The organism is Mycolicibacterium elephantis DSM 44368 (genome assembly GCF_004014805.1).
GTDB classification, from domain to species: Bacteria; Actinomycetota; Actinomycetes; order Mycobacteriales; family Mycobacteriaceae; genus Mycobacterium; species Mycobacterium elephantis.
Map to the genome: position 1 here is coordinate 141,744 of NZ_ATDN01000004.1, position 15,384 is coordinate 157,127.

General features: G+C 69.6%; 15 protein-coding genes. 12 read left to right on the top strand and 3 right to left on the bottom strand.

Annotation, left to right across the window (positions count from 1 at the left end; translation table 11 throughout):
* Complete coding sequence (locus tag MELE44368_RS04900) at positions 1 to 1,017, bottom strand: alpha/beta hydrolase (protein ID WP_241566484.1); 1,017 nt, start codon at positions 1,015 to 1,017, stop codon at positions 1 to 3.
* 133 nt (positions 1,018 to 1,150) lie between these two features.
* Between MELE44368_RS04900 and MELE44368_RS04905 the strand changes: the two genes are divergently transcribed.
* The 8 genes from MELE44368_RS04905 (at position 1,151) to MELE44368_RS04940 (ending at position 11,692) form a co-directional block, all read left to right on the top strand.
* Positions 1,151 to 1,597 carry a GNAT family N-acetyltransferase gene (locus tag MELE44368_RS04905; RefSeq protein ID WP_128107462.1) on the top strand — a complete coding sequence of 149 codons (447 nt, stop codon included), beginning with the start codon at positions 1,151 to 1,153 and terminating at the stop codon, positions 1,595 to 1,597.
* The gene (locus MELE44368_RS04910) at positions 1,594 to 3,411 is read left to right on the top strand and encodes a magnesium chelatase subunit D family protein (protein WP_128107463.1); all 1,818 of its coding nucleotides are present in this window, start codon (positions 1,594 to 1,596) and stop codon (positions 3,409 to 3,411) included. Before MELE44368_RS04905 ends, MELE44368_RS04910 begins: the two co-directional genes overlap by 4 nt.
* Before the next feature lie 22 nt (positions 3,412 to 3,433).
* The gene (gene cobO / locus MELE44368_RS04915; RefSeq protein WP_128107464.1) at positions 3,434 to 4,048 is read left to right on the top strand and encodes a cob(I)yrinic acid a,c-diamide adenosyltransferase; all 615 of its coding nucleotides are present in this window, start codon (positions 3,434 to 3,436) and stop codon (positions 4,046 to 4,048) included.
* Between the two features lie 118 nt (positions 4,049 to 4,166).
* Positions 4,167 to 5,546, top strand: coding sequence for a cobyrinic acid a,c-diamide synthase CobB (locus MELE44368_RS04920; protein ID WP_128107465.1), 1,380 nt, complete (start codon positions 4,167 to 4,169; stop codon positions 5,544 to 5,546).
* Positions 5,543 to 6,754, top strand: coding sequence for a uroporphyrinogen-III C-methyltransferase (gene cobA, locus MELE44368_RS04925; RefSeq protein ID WP_128107466.1), 1,212 nt, complete (start codon positions 5,543 to 5,545; stop codon positions 6,752 to 6,754). The genes MELE44368_RS04920 and cobA overlap by 4 nt, the downstream gene beginning before the upstream one ends.
* A 66-nt stretch (positions 6,755 to 6,820) precedes the next feature.
* A complete protein-coding gene (locus tag MELE44368_RS04930; protein WP_409366099.1) occupies positions 6,821 to 8,368 on the top strand; it encodes an MFS transporter in 1,548 nt (515 codons plus the stop codon).
* A gap of 73 nt (positions 8,369 to 8,441) precedes the next feature.
* Complete coding sequence (locus MELE44368_RS04935) at positions 8,442 to 9,926, top strand: MFS transporter (protein WP_128107468.1); 1,485 nt, start codon at positions 8,442 to 8,444, stop codon at positions 9,924 to 9,926.
* A 26-nt stretch (positions 9,927 to 9,952) separates the two neighbouring features.
* Complete coding sequence (locus tag MELE44368_RS04940) at positions 9,953 to 11,692, top strand: proline--tRNA ligase (RefSeq protein ID WP_128107469.1); 1,740 nt, start codon at positions 9,953 to 9,955, stop codon at positions 11,690 to 11,692.
* Between the two features lie 119 nt (positions 11,693 to 11,811).
* On the opposite strand, the gene MELE44368_RS04945 is transcribed toward MELE44368_RS04940, so the two are convergent.
* Together MELE44368_RS04945 and MELE44368_RS04950 are read right to left on the bottom strand one after the other, a co-directional pair.
* On the bottom strand, positions 11,812 to 12,288 hold the full coding sequence (locus MELE44368_RS04945) for a ferritin-like domain-containing protein (protein ID WP_128107470.1): 477 nt from the start codon (positions 12,286 to 12,288) through the stop codon (positions 11,812 to 11,814).
* Entirely contained in the window at positions 12,285 to 12,791 is a 507-nt protein-coding gene (locus MELE44368_RS04950) for a hypothetical protein (protein WP_128107471.1), read from the bottom strand. The genes MELE44368_RS04945 and MELE44368_RS04950 overlap by 4 nt, the downstream gene beginning before the upstream one ends.
* Before the next feature lie 142 nt (positions 12,792 to 12,933).
* Between MELE44368_RS04950 and rimP the strand changes: the two genes are divergently transcribed.
* From rimP to MELE44368_RS04970, 4 genes are all read left to right on the top strand, one after another.
* Positions 12,934 to 13,473: a ribosome maturation factor RimP gene (gene rimP, locus MELE44368_RS04955; protein WP_128107472.1), complete on the top strand. Its 540-nt coding sequence runs from the start codon at positions 12,934 to 12,936 to the stop codon at positions 13,471 to 13,473.
* Positions 13,470 to 14,513 (top strand): transcription termination factor NusA, encoded by a 1,044-nt coding sequence (gene nusA / locus MELE44368_RS04960; protein WP_128107473.1) that lies wholly within the window; start codon positions 13,470 to 13,472, stop codon positions 14,511 to 14,513. Before rimP ends, nusA begins: the two co-directional genes overlap by 4 nt.
* A 72-nt stretch (positions 14,514 to 14,585) precedes the next feature.
* The gene (locus tag MELE44368_RS04965) at positions 14,586 to 14,990 is read left to right on the top strand and encodes a YlxR family protein (protein WP_128107474.1); all 405 of its coding nucleotides are present in this window, start codon (positions 14,586 to 14,588) and stop codon (positions 14,988 to 14,990) included.
* 67 nt (positions 14,991 to 15,057) lie between these two features.
* A partial coding sequence (locus MELE44368_RS04970) for a translation initiation factor IF-2 N-terminal domain-containing protein (protein ID WP_206613684.1) occupies positions 15,058 to 15,384 on the top strand: 327 nt, incomplete at its 3' end.

A 15,384-nucleotide genomic window follows, 5' to 3' on the forward strand; every position in this document is an offset into this window, starting at 1 on the left:
TCATCCTCGTTCGGATTGACTGGCGGGGCCGGCGGTTTGGCTGATGTACCAGTCGAGCCAGCGGTCGAGCACGCGGTAGGCCTGCCGGCGCGCCTCGGGCACCGACAGGAACACGTCATGCTTGGCGTCGGTGATCGGCACGATCGTGCTGCGGTTGCCGATACAGCCCGCCCACCTGGCGATCTGGCCGACATCGAGCACGGCGTCGCCGCGTTGAATGTTCTCGATCTCGCCGGTGGCCTCGCGCACGCTGCGGTCCGAACGCAGGATGAGGTTCGGCACCCCGACGTCGAGGCCGCGCTGCAGTCGAGCCTGTCCACGCCGGATGGCGTGGATCCAGCCGAGCGTCACCGGAAATCCGCCGACCGGCTTCCATTTCAGGTCGTACTCGAACTCGCCGTGGAAGTCGCGATGCAGGGTGGTCCCGTACCCGCCCTCGGTGGGACGGCGCACGACCATGCGCTTGCGCCACCGCGACGCCACCCTGATGGCCGCGGTCGTCGGCGCCGCCCGCAGAATCGCCGGGCCGTGCAGATCCAGCCACGGGCTGTTGAGTATCAGCCCGGCCACCCGGTGCTGTTCGGTCGGGCCGCGTCGGCGCAACCGGTCCAGCCACAGCGACACGATCAACCCACCCGCAGAATGCCCGTAGACGAGCACGCGGCACCGGGTCAGCTCGGTGGTGACGACGTCGAGGGCACGTTCGAGTTCGGTGTCGTAGCGGGTCAGGTCGGTGGTGAAGTGCGGGGTCTGCCCCTCACGCCAGGACCGGCCGCATTTGTGCAGATCCAGCGCGTAGAACGCGAAGCCGCGCGCGGCGAAGTGCTCGGCGAGCTCGGTGTTGAAGAAGTAGTCGGTGTAACCGTGCACCACCAGCACGGCGCGGGTCGCCGAAGGGGCGGCGGCACCACGACGCACCAGGGTGGCGACAAGCTCGCCCTCCCCGTCGGGATCGGTCCCGAGCCCCATCGAATACTGCTGGTAACCAGGCAGCACGTCGGCCTGCCATTCGGGCACGGTTGCAACCTTAGTCGGCGACATACGGTGCGCGGTTTCCCGCAAACGGGGCGGGCTAACCTGAGATGACTGTGCCGACCACGGAGGACCGACAACCAGTGCCTGACCACGTACCGACAGCGGTGGCCGCGCAATGACCGTCGCGCTGCGTCGCAGTTGGGCCAAGGACCTTGACGCCGCGACGCTCTACGAGCTGCTCAAGCTGCGGGTCGAGGTGTTCGTCGTCGAGCAGGCCATCCCCTATCCCGAGCTGGACGGGCGTGATCTGCTCGCCGAGACCCGGCACTTCTGGTTGGAAGGCGCCGACAACGAGGTCATCTGCACCCTGCGGTTGATGGAGGAACATCCGGGCGGGCAGAAAGCATTTCGGGTCGGCCGGGTGTGTACGAAACGCGAAGCGCGCGGCCAGGGGCATGCCACCCGGCTGCTGCGGGCCGCGCTGGCCGAAGTCGGCGATTACCCGTGCCGGATCGACGCCCAGACCTACCTCGAGGAGATGTATGCCCGGCACGGGTTCGTCCGTGACGGCGACGAGTTTCTCGAAGACGGCATTCCACACGTCCCGATGGTGAAGTCATGACCTATCCGTTCAGTGCGATCGTCGGCCATGACCAGTTGCGGCTGGCCTTGGTGTTGTGCGCGATTCGGCCGGACATCGGCGGGGGGCTGATCCGTGGCGAGAAGGGCACCGCGAAGTCGACCGCCGTGCGCGGACTGGCCGCGGTGCTCGCCGCCGTCGACGACGGGGCGGCGCTGGTCGAGTTGCCGATCGGCGCAACCGAAGACCGCGTCGTGGGTTCCCTCGATCTGCAGAAGGTGCTGCGCGACGGGGAGCACGCGTTCTCGCCGGGGCTGCTGGCGCGCGCCCACGGCGGTGTGCTTTACGTCGACGAGGTGAACCTGCTGCACGATCACCTGGTCGACGTGCTGCTCGACGCGGCCGCGATGGGGCGGGTGCACATCGAACGCGACGGCGTCTCGCACAGCCACGACGCCCGCTTCGTGCTCATCGGCACCATGAATCCCGAAGAGGGCGAACTGCGTCCGCAACTGCTGGACAGGTTCGGCCTGACCGTCGACGTGCGCGCCTCCCGCGATGTCGACGTCCGTGTCGACGTCATCCGCCAGCGGATGGCCTACGAGGCCGACCCGGAGGCCTTCGCCGAGGCCTATGCCGCCCAGGACGCCGAGCTGGCGCGGCGTATCGCGGCGGCCCGCGCCTCCGTGGGCTCGGTGACGTTGCCGGACACCGAGTTGCGCCGCATCGCGGCGCTGTGCGCGGCATTCGACGTCGACGGGATGCGGGCCGACCTCGTCGTCGCGCGCACGGCGGTGGCCCATGCCGCGTGGCGGGGCGCGGATACCGTTGCCGAAGAAGACATCCGGGTGGCGGCCGAACTGGCGCTGCCACACCGTCGGCGTCGCGATCCGTTCGACGATCCCGGGCTGGATCCCGAACAGCTCGACCAGGCGATGGAGGACGCAGGCCAATCCGCCGAGCCGGAACCCGACCCGGACCCCGATCCGTCTGGCGGCGGTCAGGCGGGCTCGGAAGACACTGGGCCGCAAGGTAACACGGGCAGTGCAAGCCGGCCGAGCGCATCACCGTCGGCGGTGTACCGAACCCGCTCGCTGGTGGTCCCCGGGGTGGGGGAGGGCGCACCCGGGCGGCGATCGCGGGCACGCAACCGCACCGGCAGGACGATCGCCCCGACCGCCGACAAGGAGGCCGGCCACGGCGTGCACGTGTTCGGCACGCTGCTGGCCGCCGCCGAACGGCAACGGGGCCCGGGACGGCCGCAGCCACAGCCCGAGGACGTGCGTCGCGCCATCCGGGAAGGCCGGGAGGGTAACCTGGTGATCTTCGTGGTCGACGCCTCGGGGTCGATGGCGGCGCGCGACCGGATGGCGGCGGTCGGCGGGGCCGCGATGTCGCTGCTGCGCGATGCATACCAGCGCCGCGACAAGGTCGCGGTGATCACGTTCCGCAGGCAGGACGCCCAGCTGCTGCTGCCGCCGACGTCGTCGGTGCACATCGCCAGCCGTCGGCTCGCCCGTTTCGACACCGGCGGGAAAACGCCGCTGGCCCAAGGTCTGTTGGCCGCCCGCGACGTGGTGGTCCGGGAGAAGGCGCGTGACCGCGCGCGACGCAGCCTGGTGGTGGTGCTGACCGACGGACGCGCCACCGGAGGCCCGGACCCGCTCGGACGGGCGCGCGAGGCGGCCGCCCGGCTGGTGGCCGAGGGTGCCGCCGCCGTCGTCATCGACTGCGAAACCTCTTATGTACGACTGGGTTTGGCCGAACAGCTGGCCGATCACCTGGGTGCGCCGACGGTGCGGCTGGCACAGCTTCGCGCCGACAACCTCGCCGACGTGATCCGCGACGCCGCATGATGCCGATAGGGGAGAGTCCGATATGCCTCAGGGTCAACCGCTCACCGTCCCCGACGACGGGCTGACGACCCGAGCCCGACGCAACGCCCCGCTGCTCGCGGTGCACACCGGCGCGGGTAAGGGAAAGTCCACCGCCGCATTCGGTATGGCGTTGCGGGCCTGGAACCAGGGTTTCGACATCGCGGTGTTTCAGTTCGTCAAGAGCGCCAAGTGGAAAGTGGGCGAGGAGGCGGTGTTTCGTCAGCTGGGCCGGCTACACGACGAGCAGGGCGTCGGCGGTCCCGTCGAGTGGCACAAGATGGGCTCGGGCTGGTCGTGGACACGCAAACAGGGCAGCGACGACGACCACGCCGCGGCGGCCGCCGACGGCTGGGCCGAGATCGCGCGCCGTCTCGCCGAAGAGCGCCACGACTTCTATGTGCTCGACGAGTTCACCTATCCGCTGAAGTGGGGCTGGGTCGACGTCGAGGAGGTCGTCGCCACGTTGACGGCCCGGCCCGGCAGGCAACACGTCGTCATCACCGGCAGGGACGCTCCCGCGCCACTGCTGGACGCCGCCGACCTGGTCACCGAGATGACGAAGGTCAAGCACCCGATGGACGTCGGCCGCAAGGGTCAGAAGGGCATCGAGTGGTGACCCACACCCGGCCCGCTTCCCCGCGAGCGTGCGTGAACTCCCGCATCTTCTCGGCGTGTCGCCCGCAGACACGCACGTCCCCTACTGACGTATGGGCCCACGCGGAAAAAGAGGTCAAATGAGCGCGCCGGCGGTTGTCATCGCCGCGCCGGCGTCGGGCAACGGAAAGACCACTGTGGCAACGGGTTTGATGGGGGCGCTGCGGCGGGCCGGACGCGCGGTCGCGCCGTTCAAGGTCGGCCCCGACTACATCGACCCCGGCTACCACACGCTGGCCACGCGCCGACCAGGGCGCAACCTCGACCCGGTGCTGGTCGGCGAGCACCTGATCGGCCCGCTGTACCGACACGGCAGCGCCGGTGCCGACATCGCGGTCATCGAAGGGGTCATGGGCCTGTTCGACGGCCGGATCGATCACGACAACCCGTCGGCCACCGCGGCCGGTTCCACCGCACAGGTCGCGGGCATGCTGGGCGCGCCGGTCATCCTGGTCGTCGACGCCCGCGGCCAGAGCCACAGCATCGCGGCGCTGCTGCACGGCTTTTCGACGTTCGACCGGTCGGTGCGCATTGCCGGGGTGATCCTCAACCGCGTCGGATCGGCGCGCCACGAAGAAGTGCTGCGCCAGGCCTGTGAGCACGCCGGCGTGCCGGTGTTCGGCGCCATTCCGCGTACCGACGAACTATCGGTCCCCTCAAGGCATCTCGGGCTCGTCACGGCCGTCGAGTACGGCGAGCGGGCACGGGCCGCGGTCGAGGCGATGATCGCGCTCGTGGGCCGCCACGTCGACCTCGTCGGTCTGATGGCGGTGGCAGCCAGTCGCGTCGCCGACCCGCCGTGGGACCCCGCGGTGGCCGCTCCTGGCGAAGCGGACGGCGCCGACGTCACCGTCGCGTTCGCCTCGGGCAAGGCATTCAGCTTCGGCTACGCCGAACACCGGGAGTTGTTGGCGGCCGCGGGCGCACAAGTGGTCGAGTTCGACCCGCTGACCGATCCACTACCGCCGGACACCGCGGCGGCGGTGATCCCCGGCGGCTTCCCCGAGCAGTTCAGCACCGACCTGTCGGCCAACGACCTTGTGCGCCAGCAGATCAACGCGCTCGCCGCATCCGGCGCCCCGGTGCACGCCGAATGCGCGGGCCTGACCTACCTGGTCGACGAACTCGACGGCTACCCGATGTGCGGGGTGTTGTCGGGTTCGGCGCGCTTCACCGATCGGCTCACCCTGGGCTACCGGCAGGGCGTCGTGGTGGCCGACTCGCCGCTGCACCGCAACGGCGAACGCATCATGGGCCACGAATTCCACCGCACCACAGTGCGGTTCACCGACAGCTACCCGCCCGCATGGATATTCACGGGCAACACCCTGCCCGCCGTGCGGGACGGCGCCGTCGACGCCGGCGTGCACGCCGGTTTCCTGCACACCCACCCGGCCGCGCACCCGCGGGCGATCACCCGTTTCGTCGCCTCGGCCGCAACCTCTAGGCTCGCACGGTGAGCGAGATCGCCTACCTCGTCGGCCTGCGCCTGACCGGGAAGAAAGTCGTCGTCGTCGGGGGCGGCACCGTGGCACAGCGCAGGCTGCCGCTGCTGGTGGCCAACGGCGCCGACGTGCACGTCATCACCCCCGCCGCCACCCCCGCGGTCGAGGCCATGAGCAAACAGCAGCCCGGAATCACGCTGGAGCTCAGGGAATTCCGGGAAGGCGATCTCGACGGGGCCTGGTACGTCATCGCGGCCACCGACGACGCCGCCGTCAACGCCGCCGTCGTCGCCGAGGCCGAACGTCACCGCATCTTCTGCGTCCGCGCCGACGTCGCACGCGAGGGCACGGCGGTGACCCCGGCGTCGTTCGAGTACGAGGGCCTTTCGGTCGGCGTGCTGGCCGGCGGTGACCATCGGCGCTCCGCGGCCATCCGGTCGGCCATCCACGAGGCGATGCAGAGTGGGCTGATCGCCCCCGGCGACACGCCCGGCGTCGTGCAGGGCGGCATCGCGCTGGTCGGTGGCGGGCCCGGCGACCCCGAACTGGTCACCGTCCGCGGGCGGCGGTTGCTGTCGCACGCCGACGTCGTCGTCGCCGACCGCCTGGCCCCCCAGGAACTGCTGGCCGAGCTGCCGCCGCACGTGGAGGTGATCGACGCCGCCAAGATCCCCTACGGGCGGGCGATGGCGCAGGACGCGATCAACGATGTGCTCATCGAGCGGGCCAAGGCCGGCAAGTTCGTCGTGCGGCTCAAAGGCGGCGATCCGTTCGTGTTCGCGCGCGGCTACGAGGAACTGCTGGCCTGTGTCGACGCCGGAATTCCGGTCACGGTCGTGCCCGGTGTGACCAGCGCCATAGCCGTACCCGCGCTGGCCGGCGTTCCCGTCACGCACCGCGGGGTCACGCACGAGTTCGTGGTGGTCAGCGGCCACGTTGCGCCGGGGCATCCCGAATCGTTAGTGAATTGGGATGCGCTGGCCGCGATGTCCGGCACGATCGTTTTGCTGATGGCGGTGGAGCGCATCGAGTTGTTCAGCAATGCGTTGCTGGCAGGCGGTCGACCTGCGGATACGCCGGTGTTGGTGGTGCAGCACGGCACCACCGCGTCCCAGCGAACGTTGCGGGCCACCCTGGCCGACGCGCCGGCACGGATCCGGGAGGAAGGGATTCGGCCGCCGGCGATCATCGTGATCGGCTCGGTGGCGGCGTTCGGCGGTTAAAGGATTCCTAAGATTACTGTAAGGTAACCCGTTATGACGGCTCTCAATGACGCAGCGCGCGCAGCCATGCGCCGTGACGCCGAGGGCGGGGCAAATCGGTCGCAACCCGTACGCGGGCGCCGGGCCGCTGCCGAGCGAAATCGTACAGCCCCGGTATGGCAACCGTCGCGGCGGTTCTTCGCCGCGGTCATCGCCATCGGCGGGATGCAGTTGCTGGCCACCATGGACAGCACCATCGCGATCGTCGCGCTACCCAAGATCCAAGACGAGCTGAGCCTGACGGACGCCGGCCGCAGCTGGGTCATCACCGCCTATGTGCTGGCGTTCGGCGGCCTGATGCTGCTGGGCGGCCGGCTCGGCGACACCATCGGCCGCAAGCGGACCTTCATCGTCGGCGTCACGCTGTTCTCGATCGCCTCGATCCTGTGCGGCATCGCCTGGGACGAGAGCACCCTGGTGATCGCCAGGTTGCTGCAGGGCGTGGGCGCCGCGATCGCCTCGCCGACCGGACTGGCGCTGATCGCCACGACGTTCCCCAAGGGACCGGCCCGCAACGCGGCCACCGCGGTGTTCGCCGCGATGACGGGCGTCGGTTCGGTCATGGGCCTGGTGGTCGGCGGCGCGCTGACCGAAGTCTCGTGGCGCTGGGCGTTTTTGGTGAACGTTCCGATCGGGATGCTGGTGGTCTACCTGGCCCGCAGGACCCTGCGTGAGACGCAGCGCGAGCGGTTGAAGCTCGACGCCGCCGGCGCGATCCTGGCCACGCTGGGCTGTACGGCCGCGGTGTTCGGCTTCTCGATGGGCCCCGAGCAGGGCTGGCTGTCCCCGGCGACCGTGGGCTCGGGCATCGCCGCGCTGACCTTCCTGATCGCGTTCCTCTATGTCGAACGCACCGCGGAAAACCCCGTCGTGCCGTTCGAGCTGTTCAAGGACCGCAACCGGGTCGCCACCTTCGCGGCGATCTTCCTGGCCGGCGGCGTGATGTTCACGCTGACCGTGCTGATCGGGCTGTACGTGCAGGACATCATGGGCTACACGCCGCTGCGCGCCGGTATCGGCTTCATCCCGTTCGTCATCGCGCTCGGCATCGGGCTGGGCGCGTCGTCGCACCTGGTGTCGCTGTTCCCGCCGCGTGTGCTGGTGATCGCCGGCGGCGTGCTGGTGCTCGGCGCGATGATCTACGGCTCCACGCTGCACGGCGACATCCCATACTTCCCGAACCTGGTGATCCCGATCACCGTCGGCGGCTTCGGCATCGGCATGATCGTCGTCCCGTTGACCGTGTCGGCCATCGCCGGTGTCGGGTTCGACCAGATCGGGCCGGTGTCGGCGATCGCGCTGATGCTGCAGAACCTCGGCGGCCCACTGGTGTTGGCGGTGGTCCAGGCCGTGATCACCTCGCGCACGCTGTATCTGGGCGGCACCACCGGACCGGTGCACGACATGGACGCCGCGCAATTGCATGCGCTAGACCAGGGCTACACCTACGGTCTGCTGTGGGTGGCCGCGGTCGCGGTGATCGTCGGCTGTGCGGCGCTGTTCATCCGCTACACCGCCGCGGAGGTCGCCCACGCCCAAGAGGTCAAGGACGCGCTCGACCAGGGCGAGCTGTAGCGATTCGGGCGTAGTTCGTCACGCCTAGCGTGACCAAGTACGCCGAAATCGCCCATGGGTAGGCTGGCTATCCATGTCTGCCGGGTCGACGGACCACACGCCGCTGGCGTCGAAGGTGTTGGGCCCGGCGATCTTCGCGATCACCGGCATGCAGCTCATGTCGACGCTCGACGGCACGATCGTGATCGTCGCGCTACCGCGGATGCAGGCCGATCTCGGCCTCACCGACGTGAGCAAGAGCTGGGTGATCACCGCATACGTGCTGGCGTTCGGCGGGCTGTTGCTGCTCGGCGGGCGCGTCGGCGACGCGATCGGGCACAAGCGGGCGTTTCTGTCGGGCGTTGGGGTGTTCACGATCGCCTCGCTGGTGTGCGGCCTGGCCACCGACCCGACCACGCTGATCGTGGCGCGGGCGGTGCAGGGCACCGGGGCGGCGGTCGCCGCGCCCACCGGGCTCGCGTTGATCGCGACGACGTACGCGGTCGGGCAGGCCCGCAACCGGGCGTTGGCGATCTCGGCGGCGATGCAGGGCATCGGCTCGGTGACCGGCCTGGTCCTCGGCGGTGCGCTGACCGTGATCTCGTGGCGGCTGGCGTTTCTCATCAACGTGCCGATCGGCGTGGTCATCATCGCCGTCGCGGTCACCCAGCTCGCCGAGACCCATCATGAGCGCCTCAAACTCGACGTCGCCGGCGCGCTGCTGGCCACGCTGGGTTGCACGTCGGCGGTGCTGGTCTTCACCCAGGGACCCCCGCGCGGGTGGATCGATCCGCTGGTGATCGGCGCCGCGGTGGCCGCGGCGGTGTTCTTCCTCGGGTTTCTGCTCGTCGAGCGCACCGCGCAGCACCCCATCGTTCCGTTCTCGGTGTTCGACAACCGCAACCGGGTGATGACGTTCGTCGCGCTGTTCCTGGCCGGCGGCGTGATGCTGACCCTGACGGTGATGATCGGGTTGCTGGTGCAGGACGTGCTCGGCTACTCGGCGCTGAGGGCCGGCATCTGCTTCATCCCGTTCGCGCTGGCGTTCGGGGTGGGCAGCGCGACCGCGGCCAAGCTGGCACCCCGCATCGCGCCGCGCTGGCTGATCATCGGCGGCGGCGTGTTCGTGCTCGGCGCGATGCTGTACGGCTCGCTGCTGGACCGCAGCATCCCGTATTTCCCGGACCTGTTCGCGCCCATCGTCGTCGGCGGTTTCGGGATCGGGATGATCGCGGTGATCCTGCCGCTGTGCGCGATCGCGGGGGTGGGCCCCGGCGAGATCGGCCCGGTGTCCTCGATCACGCTCATGGTGCAGAACCTGGGCGGCCCGCTGGTGCTGGTCGTCATCCAGGCCGTGCAGACCTCTCGCACGCTGTACCTGGGCGGCACCACCGGCCCGGTCAAGGACATGACACCCGCCCAGCTCGACGCGCTGGGGCAGGGGTACACGTACTCGCTGCTGTGGGTGGCCGGCATCGCGGTGATCGTCGGCATCGCCGCGTTCTGGATCGGGTTCACCGCCCGCCAGATCGCCACCGCCCAGCACACCCGCGAAGCGGTGGAGGCCGGCGAGCTCTAGCCGCGCCACCAGTAAGGTTGTCGGCTGTGATCACCCGCATGTCAGAGCTGTTTCTGCGTACGCTGCGCGACGACCCGGCCGACGCCGAGGTTCCCAGCCACAAGCTGCTGATCCGGGCGGGTTACATCCGCCCGGTCGGGCCGGGGCTGTACAGCTGGCTTCCGCTGGGGCTCAGGGTGCTGCGCAAGGTCGAGAACATCGTGCGCGAGGAGATGACCGCGATCGGCGGCCAGGAGATCCTGTTTCCCGCGTTGCTTCCCAAGGCGCCCTACGAGGCGACGAACCGATGGACCGAGTACGGCGACAGCGTCTTCCGCCTGCAGGACCGCCGCGGCAACGACTACATGCTCGGGCCGACCCACGAAGAGTTCTTCACCTTGACGGTCAAGGGCGAGTACAGCAGCTACAAGGACTTTCCGCTGCTGCTGTTCCAGATCCAGACCAAGTACCGCGACGAGGCCAGGCCCCGCGCCGGGATTCTGCGGGGCCGCGAGTTCGTGATGAAGGACTCGTATTCCTTCGACGTCTCCGATGACGGGCTTGCGGCCCAGTACCAAGCCCACCGCGACGCCTACCAACGGATCTTCGACCGCCTCGGCGTGCGCTACGTGATCGTCTCGGCGGTGTCAGGTGCCATGGGCGGCAGCGCATCCGAGGAGTTTCTCGCCGAAAGCGATGTCGGTGAGGACACGTTCGTGCGCTGCGTGGAATCCGGATACGCCGCCAACGTCGAGGCGGTCACCACCGCGGTGCCGGCCGCGCTGCCCATCGAGGGCCAACCCGAAGCCAAGGTGTACGACACCCCCGGCACCCCGACCATCGCCACGCTGGTCGAGTGGGCCAACACCGCGCTGGACCGCACGGTCACCGCGGCGGACACGCTCAAGAACGTCGTGCTGAAGGTGCGCCAGCCAGGCGGGGAGTGGGAACTGCTGGCGGTGGGGGTGCCCGGCGACCGCGAGGTCGACGAGAAGCGCCTCGGCGCCGCGCTCGAACCCGCGGAGTACGCGATGCTCGAGGACGCCGACTTCGCCAGGTATCCGTTCCTGGCGAAGGGTTACATCGGTCCGAAAGCATTGCTGGCCAACGGTGTTCGCTACCTCGTCGACCCGCGGGTGGTGGACGGCACGTCGTGGATCACCGGGGCCGACGAGCCGGGCAAGCACGTGGTCGGGCTGGTCGCCGGCCGTGACTTCGTCCCCGACGGCACCATCGAGGCCGCCGAGGTGCGCGACGGCGACCCGTCTCCGGACGGGGCAGGGCCGCTGGTCTCGGCACGCGGCATCGAGATCGGCCACATCTTCCAGCTCGGCCGCAAATACACCGACGCGTTCGAGGTGGACGTGCTCGGCGAGGACGGCAAGCCGGTGCGACTCACGATGGGCTCCTACGGAATCGGGGTGTCGCGGCTGGTCGCGGTGATCGCCGAACAGCATCACGACGAGCTTGGTCTGGTGTGGCCGTCCTCGGTCTCGCCGTACGACGCGCACGTGGTGATCGCCAACAAGGACGCCGCCGCCCGTGCCGGTGCCGAAGAGCTGGCCGCGGAACTGGACCGGCTCGGCGTCGAGGTCCTGCTCGACGACCGCACCGCCTCGCCCGGAGTGAAGTTCAAGGACGCCGAATTACTCGGTGTGCCATGGATTGTCGTCGTCGGGCGCGGCTGGGCCGACGGTGTCGTCGAGTTGCGCAACCGGGCCGCCGGCGAGACGCGTGAGATCGCCGTCGCGAACGCGGCCGCAGACATCGCCGCGGCGCTGCGATAGCGGACCGGGCCCGTGCCGCCGGATGCTCGAGGTGTCAATCGAGCGCATCGAGGCGTTTCGCCGCCCCCGCGAGCCGGGCATCGACGTGCCGTTCGAGACGGGCCGCAGCTGAGGGCGACTCAGGACTCTTCGTTACCGCCGGGGAACGCGACGGTGACGGGATCGGCGCCCAGCACCCGGCGCCACCGGGCCGCCATCACCGCGCACTGCGTCAGCGCGGTCACCGCGAACGCCCGGTCCTGCTGGTGGGTGGCCTGTTCGATGACCGCCCGCCAGGCCGCCGCGGCGTCGTCCTCCATCCGCACCGCGAGCTTCGCCGCGTCGACGGGGGTGTCGACGTCGATCGGCAGCTGATATCCGGCGGCGGGCAGGGGAGCCTCGACCGAACGCTCGGCGAGCATGACCAGCGCCTCCTCGCGGCGTTCGCGATGCTCGCCCATCGCCTCGGACACCAGGTAGTTGCGTTCGGGCAGCGAATGTGCGGACACCACCCCGTAGCCGTAGATCGTCGCGTGTTCGGTGGCCACGGCGTCGAACAACGCGCCGTCGGCCGGATCCTGCGGACGCGACGGGGTGCTCGGCGCCGGCGTGGTCACGGCGTTGCCTCGGGGAAGACAAGGGCGACGGTGTAGGCCGCGGTGCAGGCGGCCGCAATCGACGCCACCAGCCCGGCGCGGTAACCCGACAACGTCGCGGCCAGTTCGGCGGCGCTCTGCGCCGACACCCGCAGCGCGCCGACGACGTCCTTGGCGGTCGGCGTCCTGACCGGCTCGGCCGTGGTGCTGGTCGGCGCCTCGGTCGGGGCGTCGTCGCCGCGCAGCCGGACCAGCTCGTCGGTCAGCGCCTGGGCGTGTGCCGACCGTTCGGCCGCGATGGCGTCGAGGGCCTGCGCGACGGCCCCGCCGGCGTCGGCCGCGGCGTCGCTGGCCAGCTGGCTGTCGGCACGGGCGCGGTTGAGCTGCGCGAGCAGTTCGTCGACTTCAGGGGGCGGGGGCGACCCGCATCCGCCTGCGGTCACACCGAGCAGCGTCAGCGCCGCCGCTCCGAACAACACACGTCGCCTGCTGAGGGTCGGCGGTGGGCTCGGCACGAGCAACATCTTGCCATCGCCGTCCCCCGCGGGTGGGCGCGCGTTTGGCGCTTACCCCGGCGAGCCTGGCGTATCGTGGGTAGTCGGTTTCAGTGTTCTCTGATGCGTGCGCGGAGCCTATGTCCGAACAACTCAAGATGAGGAGCTCGCCGTGACGGAGCGGTCTGCGGAATTGCCGTCGCAGAAACAGGTGATCGAGCTGCTCGACGGCGAGTTCGCGCGTGCAGGCTATGAAATCGAAGACGTGGTGATCAACGCGAGTGCGCGTCCGCCGCGCATCACGGTGGTGGTCGACGCTGACCAGGGTCTCGATCTGGAATCCCTGGCCGAGCTGTCCCGTTCGGCGTCCGAGCTGCTCGACCGCGTCGACGCCAAGGCGGCGCCCTACGTCCTCGAGGTCACCTCGCCGGGTGTGGACCGGCCGCTGACCGCCGAGAAGCACTTTCGGCGCGCCCTCGGTCGCAAGGTGGAGCTGACGTTGTCCGACGGCTCCCAGCTCACCGGCCGGCTGGGCGAAACGGAAGGCGGCGCGGTGCGATTGGTGGTTCGCGAGGGCCGCGCAGCCCATTTCACGGTGCGTGAACTCCCGCTGGCGTCTATCGCGAAAGCCGTTGTCCAGGTGGAGTTTTCACCTCCGAATCCGCGAGAGCTGGAGCTGGTCGGCCGAGCTGGGAAGGAGGCCGGGGCGTGAACATCGACATGGCGGCACTGCATGCGATCGAGGTGGACCGGGGCATCCCGGTGGGTGAACTCGTCGAGACGATCAAATCGGCGCTGTTGACCGCCTATCGGCACACCGAGGGGCACGCCGACGAGGCACGTATCGAGATCGACCGTAAGACCGGTGAGGTCAAGGTGATCGCCACCGAACGTGACGCCGACGGCAACATCGTCACCGAGTGGGACGACACCCCGGAGGGGTTCGGCCGCGTGGCCGCCACGACCGCGCGGCAGGTGATGCTGCAACGGTTCCGTGACGCCGAGAACGAGAAGACCTTCGGCGAGTTCTCCGCGCGGGAAGGCGACATCGTCGCCGGCGTCATCCAGCGCGACGCCAGGGCCAACGCCCGCGGGCTCGTGGTCGTGCGGATGGGCAGCGAAACCAAGGGCTCCGAGGGCGTCATCCCCGTCGCCGAGCAGGTGCCCGGCGAGCGCTATGAGCACGGCGACCGGCTGCGCTGCTACGTCGTCGGCGTCACCCGGGGAACCCGCGAACCGCTGATCACGCTGTCGCGCACCCACCCCAACCTGGTGCGTAAGCTGTTCGCGCTGGAGGTGCCCGAGATCGCCGACGGCTCGGTGGAGATCGTGGCGGTCGCGCGGGAGGCCGGCCACCGCTCGAAGATCGCGGTGACCTCGCGGGTGCCCGGCCTCAACGCCAAGGGCGCCTGCATCGGCCCGATGGGCCAGCGGGTGCGCAACGTGATGAGCGAACTGTCCGGCGAGAAGATCGACATTATCGACTACGACCCCGACCCGGCGAAGTTCGTGGCCAACGCGCTTTCCCCGGCCAAGGTGGTGTCGGTCAGCATCATCGACGAGGCGGCCCGCGCGGCGCGCGTCGTCGTACCCGACTTCCAGCTGTCGCTGGCCATCGGCAAGGAGGGCCAGAATGCCCGGCTGGCGGCACGGCTGACCGGCTGGCGGATCGACATCCGCAGCGATGCCGCCGTCGCCGACAAGCCCGAACCCGACGCCGACCCGGCGCGCGGCGCCGTCCACGACCGATAGGGTCGGCGGCGGTCCACACGCCGACCAGCACAGCCGTTGCGAATCGCACCAGACGGGACGGTAGACTCACCCTTGATCCAGCGCGAGACTTCGGCTTCGACGCATCGACGCAGCTCCGACGCCATTGTCGGCCCGGTGCGGACATGCGTGGGCTGCCGAAAGCGAGAGCTGGCCGTCGAACTGCTTCGAGTGGTCGCTGTCGACGACGGAAACGAGCCTGGGAATGATGCCAGCGCTGTGACCGTTGACTCAGCGAGAAGGCTGCCGGGGCGGGGTGCGTGGTTGCACCCCGATCCCCAGTGTCTTGAGGTGGCGATTCGGCGGCGGGCTTTCGGTCGAGCGTTGCGCATCACCGGTTCACCGGACCTAACTGCGGTGATCGAGTACGTCAGCGCTGCCAGCAGCGCCGAACCGGCCGATCCACCCGGAAACAGAACAGGTAGCGAAGAACATGAGCACACCGTGAAGCCCCGATGACCATGTGTCATAGCTAAACCGAGGCGCGGCGCCTACCACCGCTGACGCCTCTAGAGATGGAGATGTAGTGGCAAAGGCCCGTGTACACGAGTTGGCTAAGGAACTCGGTGTCACCAGCAAGGAAGTACTCGCCCGCCTGAGTGAGCAGGGCGAATTCGTCAAATCAGCGTCCTCCACCGTGGAGGCACCCGTAGCGCGCCGGCTGCGCGAATCGTTCGGCGGCGGCAAGGCCGCCGAAGAGAAGAAGGTCAAGGCCGACGGCAACGGCGCTCCCGCCAAGGCTGCCAAGGCTGCCAAGGCCCCGGCCAAGTCGGCGGCACCCAAGCCGGCCGCGCCGGCAGAGCCCGCCGTCGCACCACCTCCGGCGGCCGCCGCGCCGCCTGCTGCCGCGGCC

Bases quoted from the DNA above. Each gene is read 5' to 3' on its own strand.
- MELE44368_RS04905 (WP_128107462.1), top strand. From the start codon at position 1,151: ATGACCGTCGCGCTGCGTCGCAGTTGGGCCAAGGACCTTGACGCCGCG.
- MELE44368_RS04910 (WP_128107463.1), top strand. From the start codon at position 1,594: ATGACCTATCCGTTCAGTGCGATCGTCGGCCATGACCAGTTGCGGCTG.
- cobO (WP_128107464.1), top strand. From the start codon at position 3,434: ATGCCTCAGGGTCAACCGCTCACCGTCCCCGACGACGGGCTGACGACC.
- MELE44368_RS04920 (WP_128107465.1), top strand. From the start codon at position 4,167: ATGAGCGCGCCGGCGGTTGTCATCGCCGCGCCGGCGTCGGGCAACGGA.
- MELE44368_RS04930 (WP_409366099.1), top strand. From the start codon at position 6,821: ATGCGCCGTGACGCCGAGGGCGGGGCAAATCGGTCGCAACCCGTACGC.
- MELE44368_RS04935 (WP_128107468.1), top strand. From the start codon at position 8,442: ATGTCTGCCGGGTCGACGGACCACACGCCGCTGGCGTCGAAGGTGTTG.
- MELE44368_RS04950 (WP_128107471.1), bottom strand. From the start codon at position 12,791: ATGTTGCTCGTGCCGAGCCCACCGCCGACCCTCAGCAGGCGACGTGTG.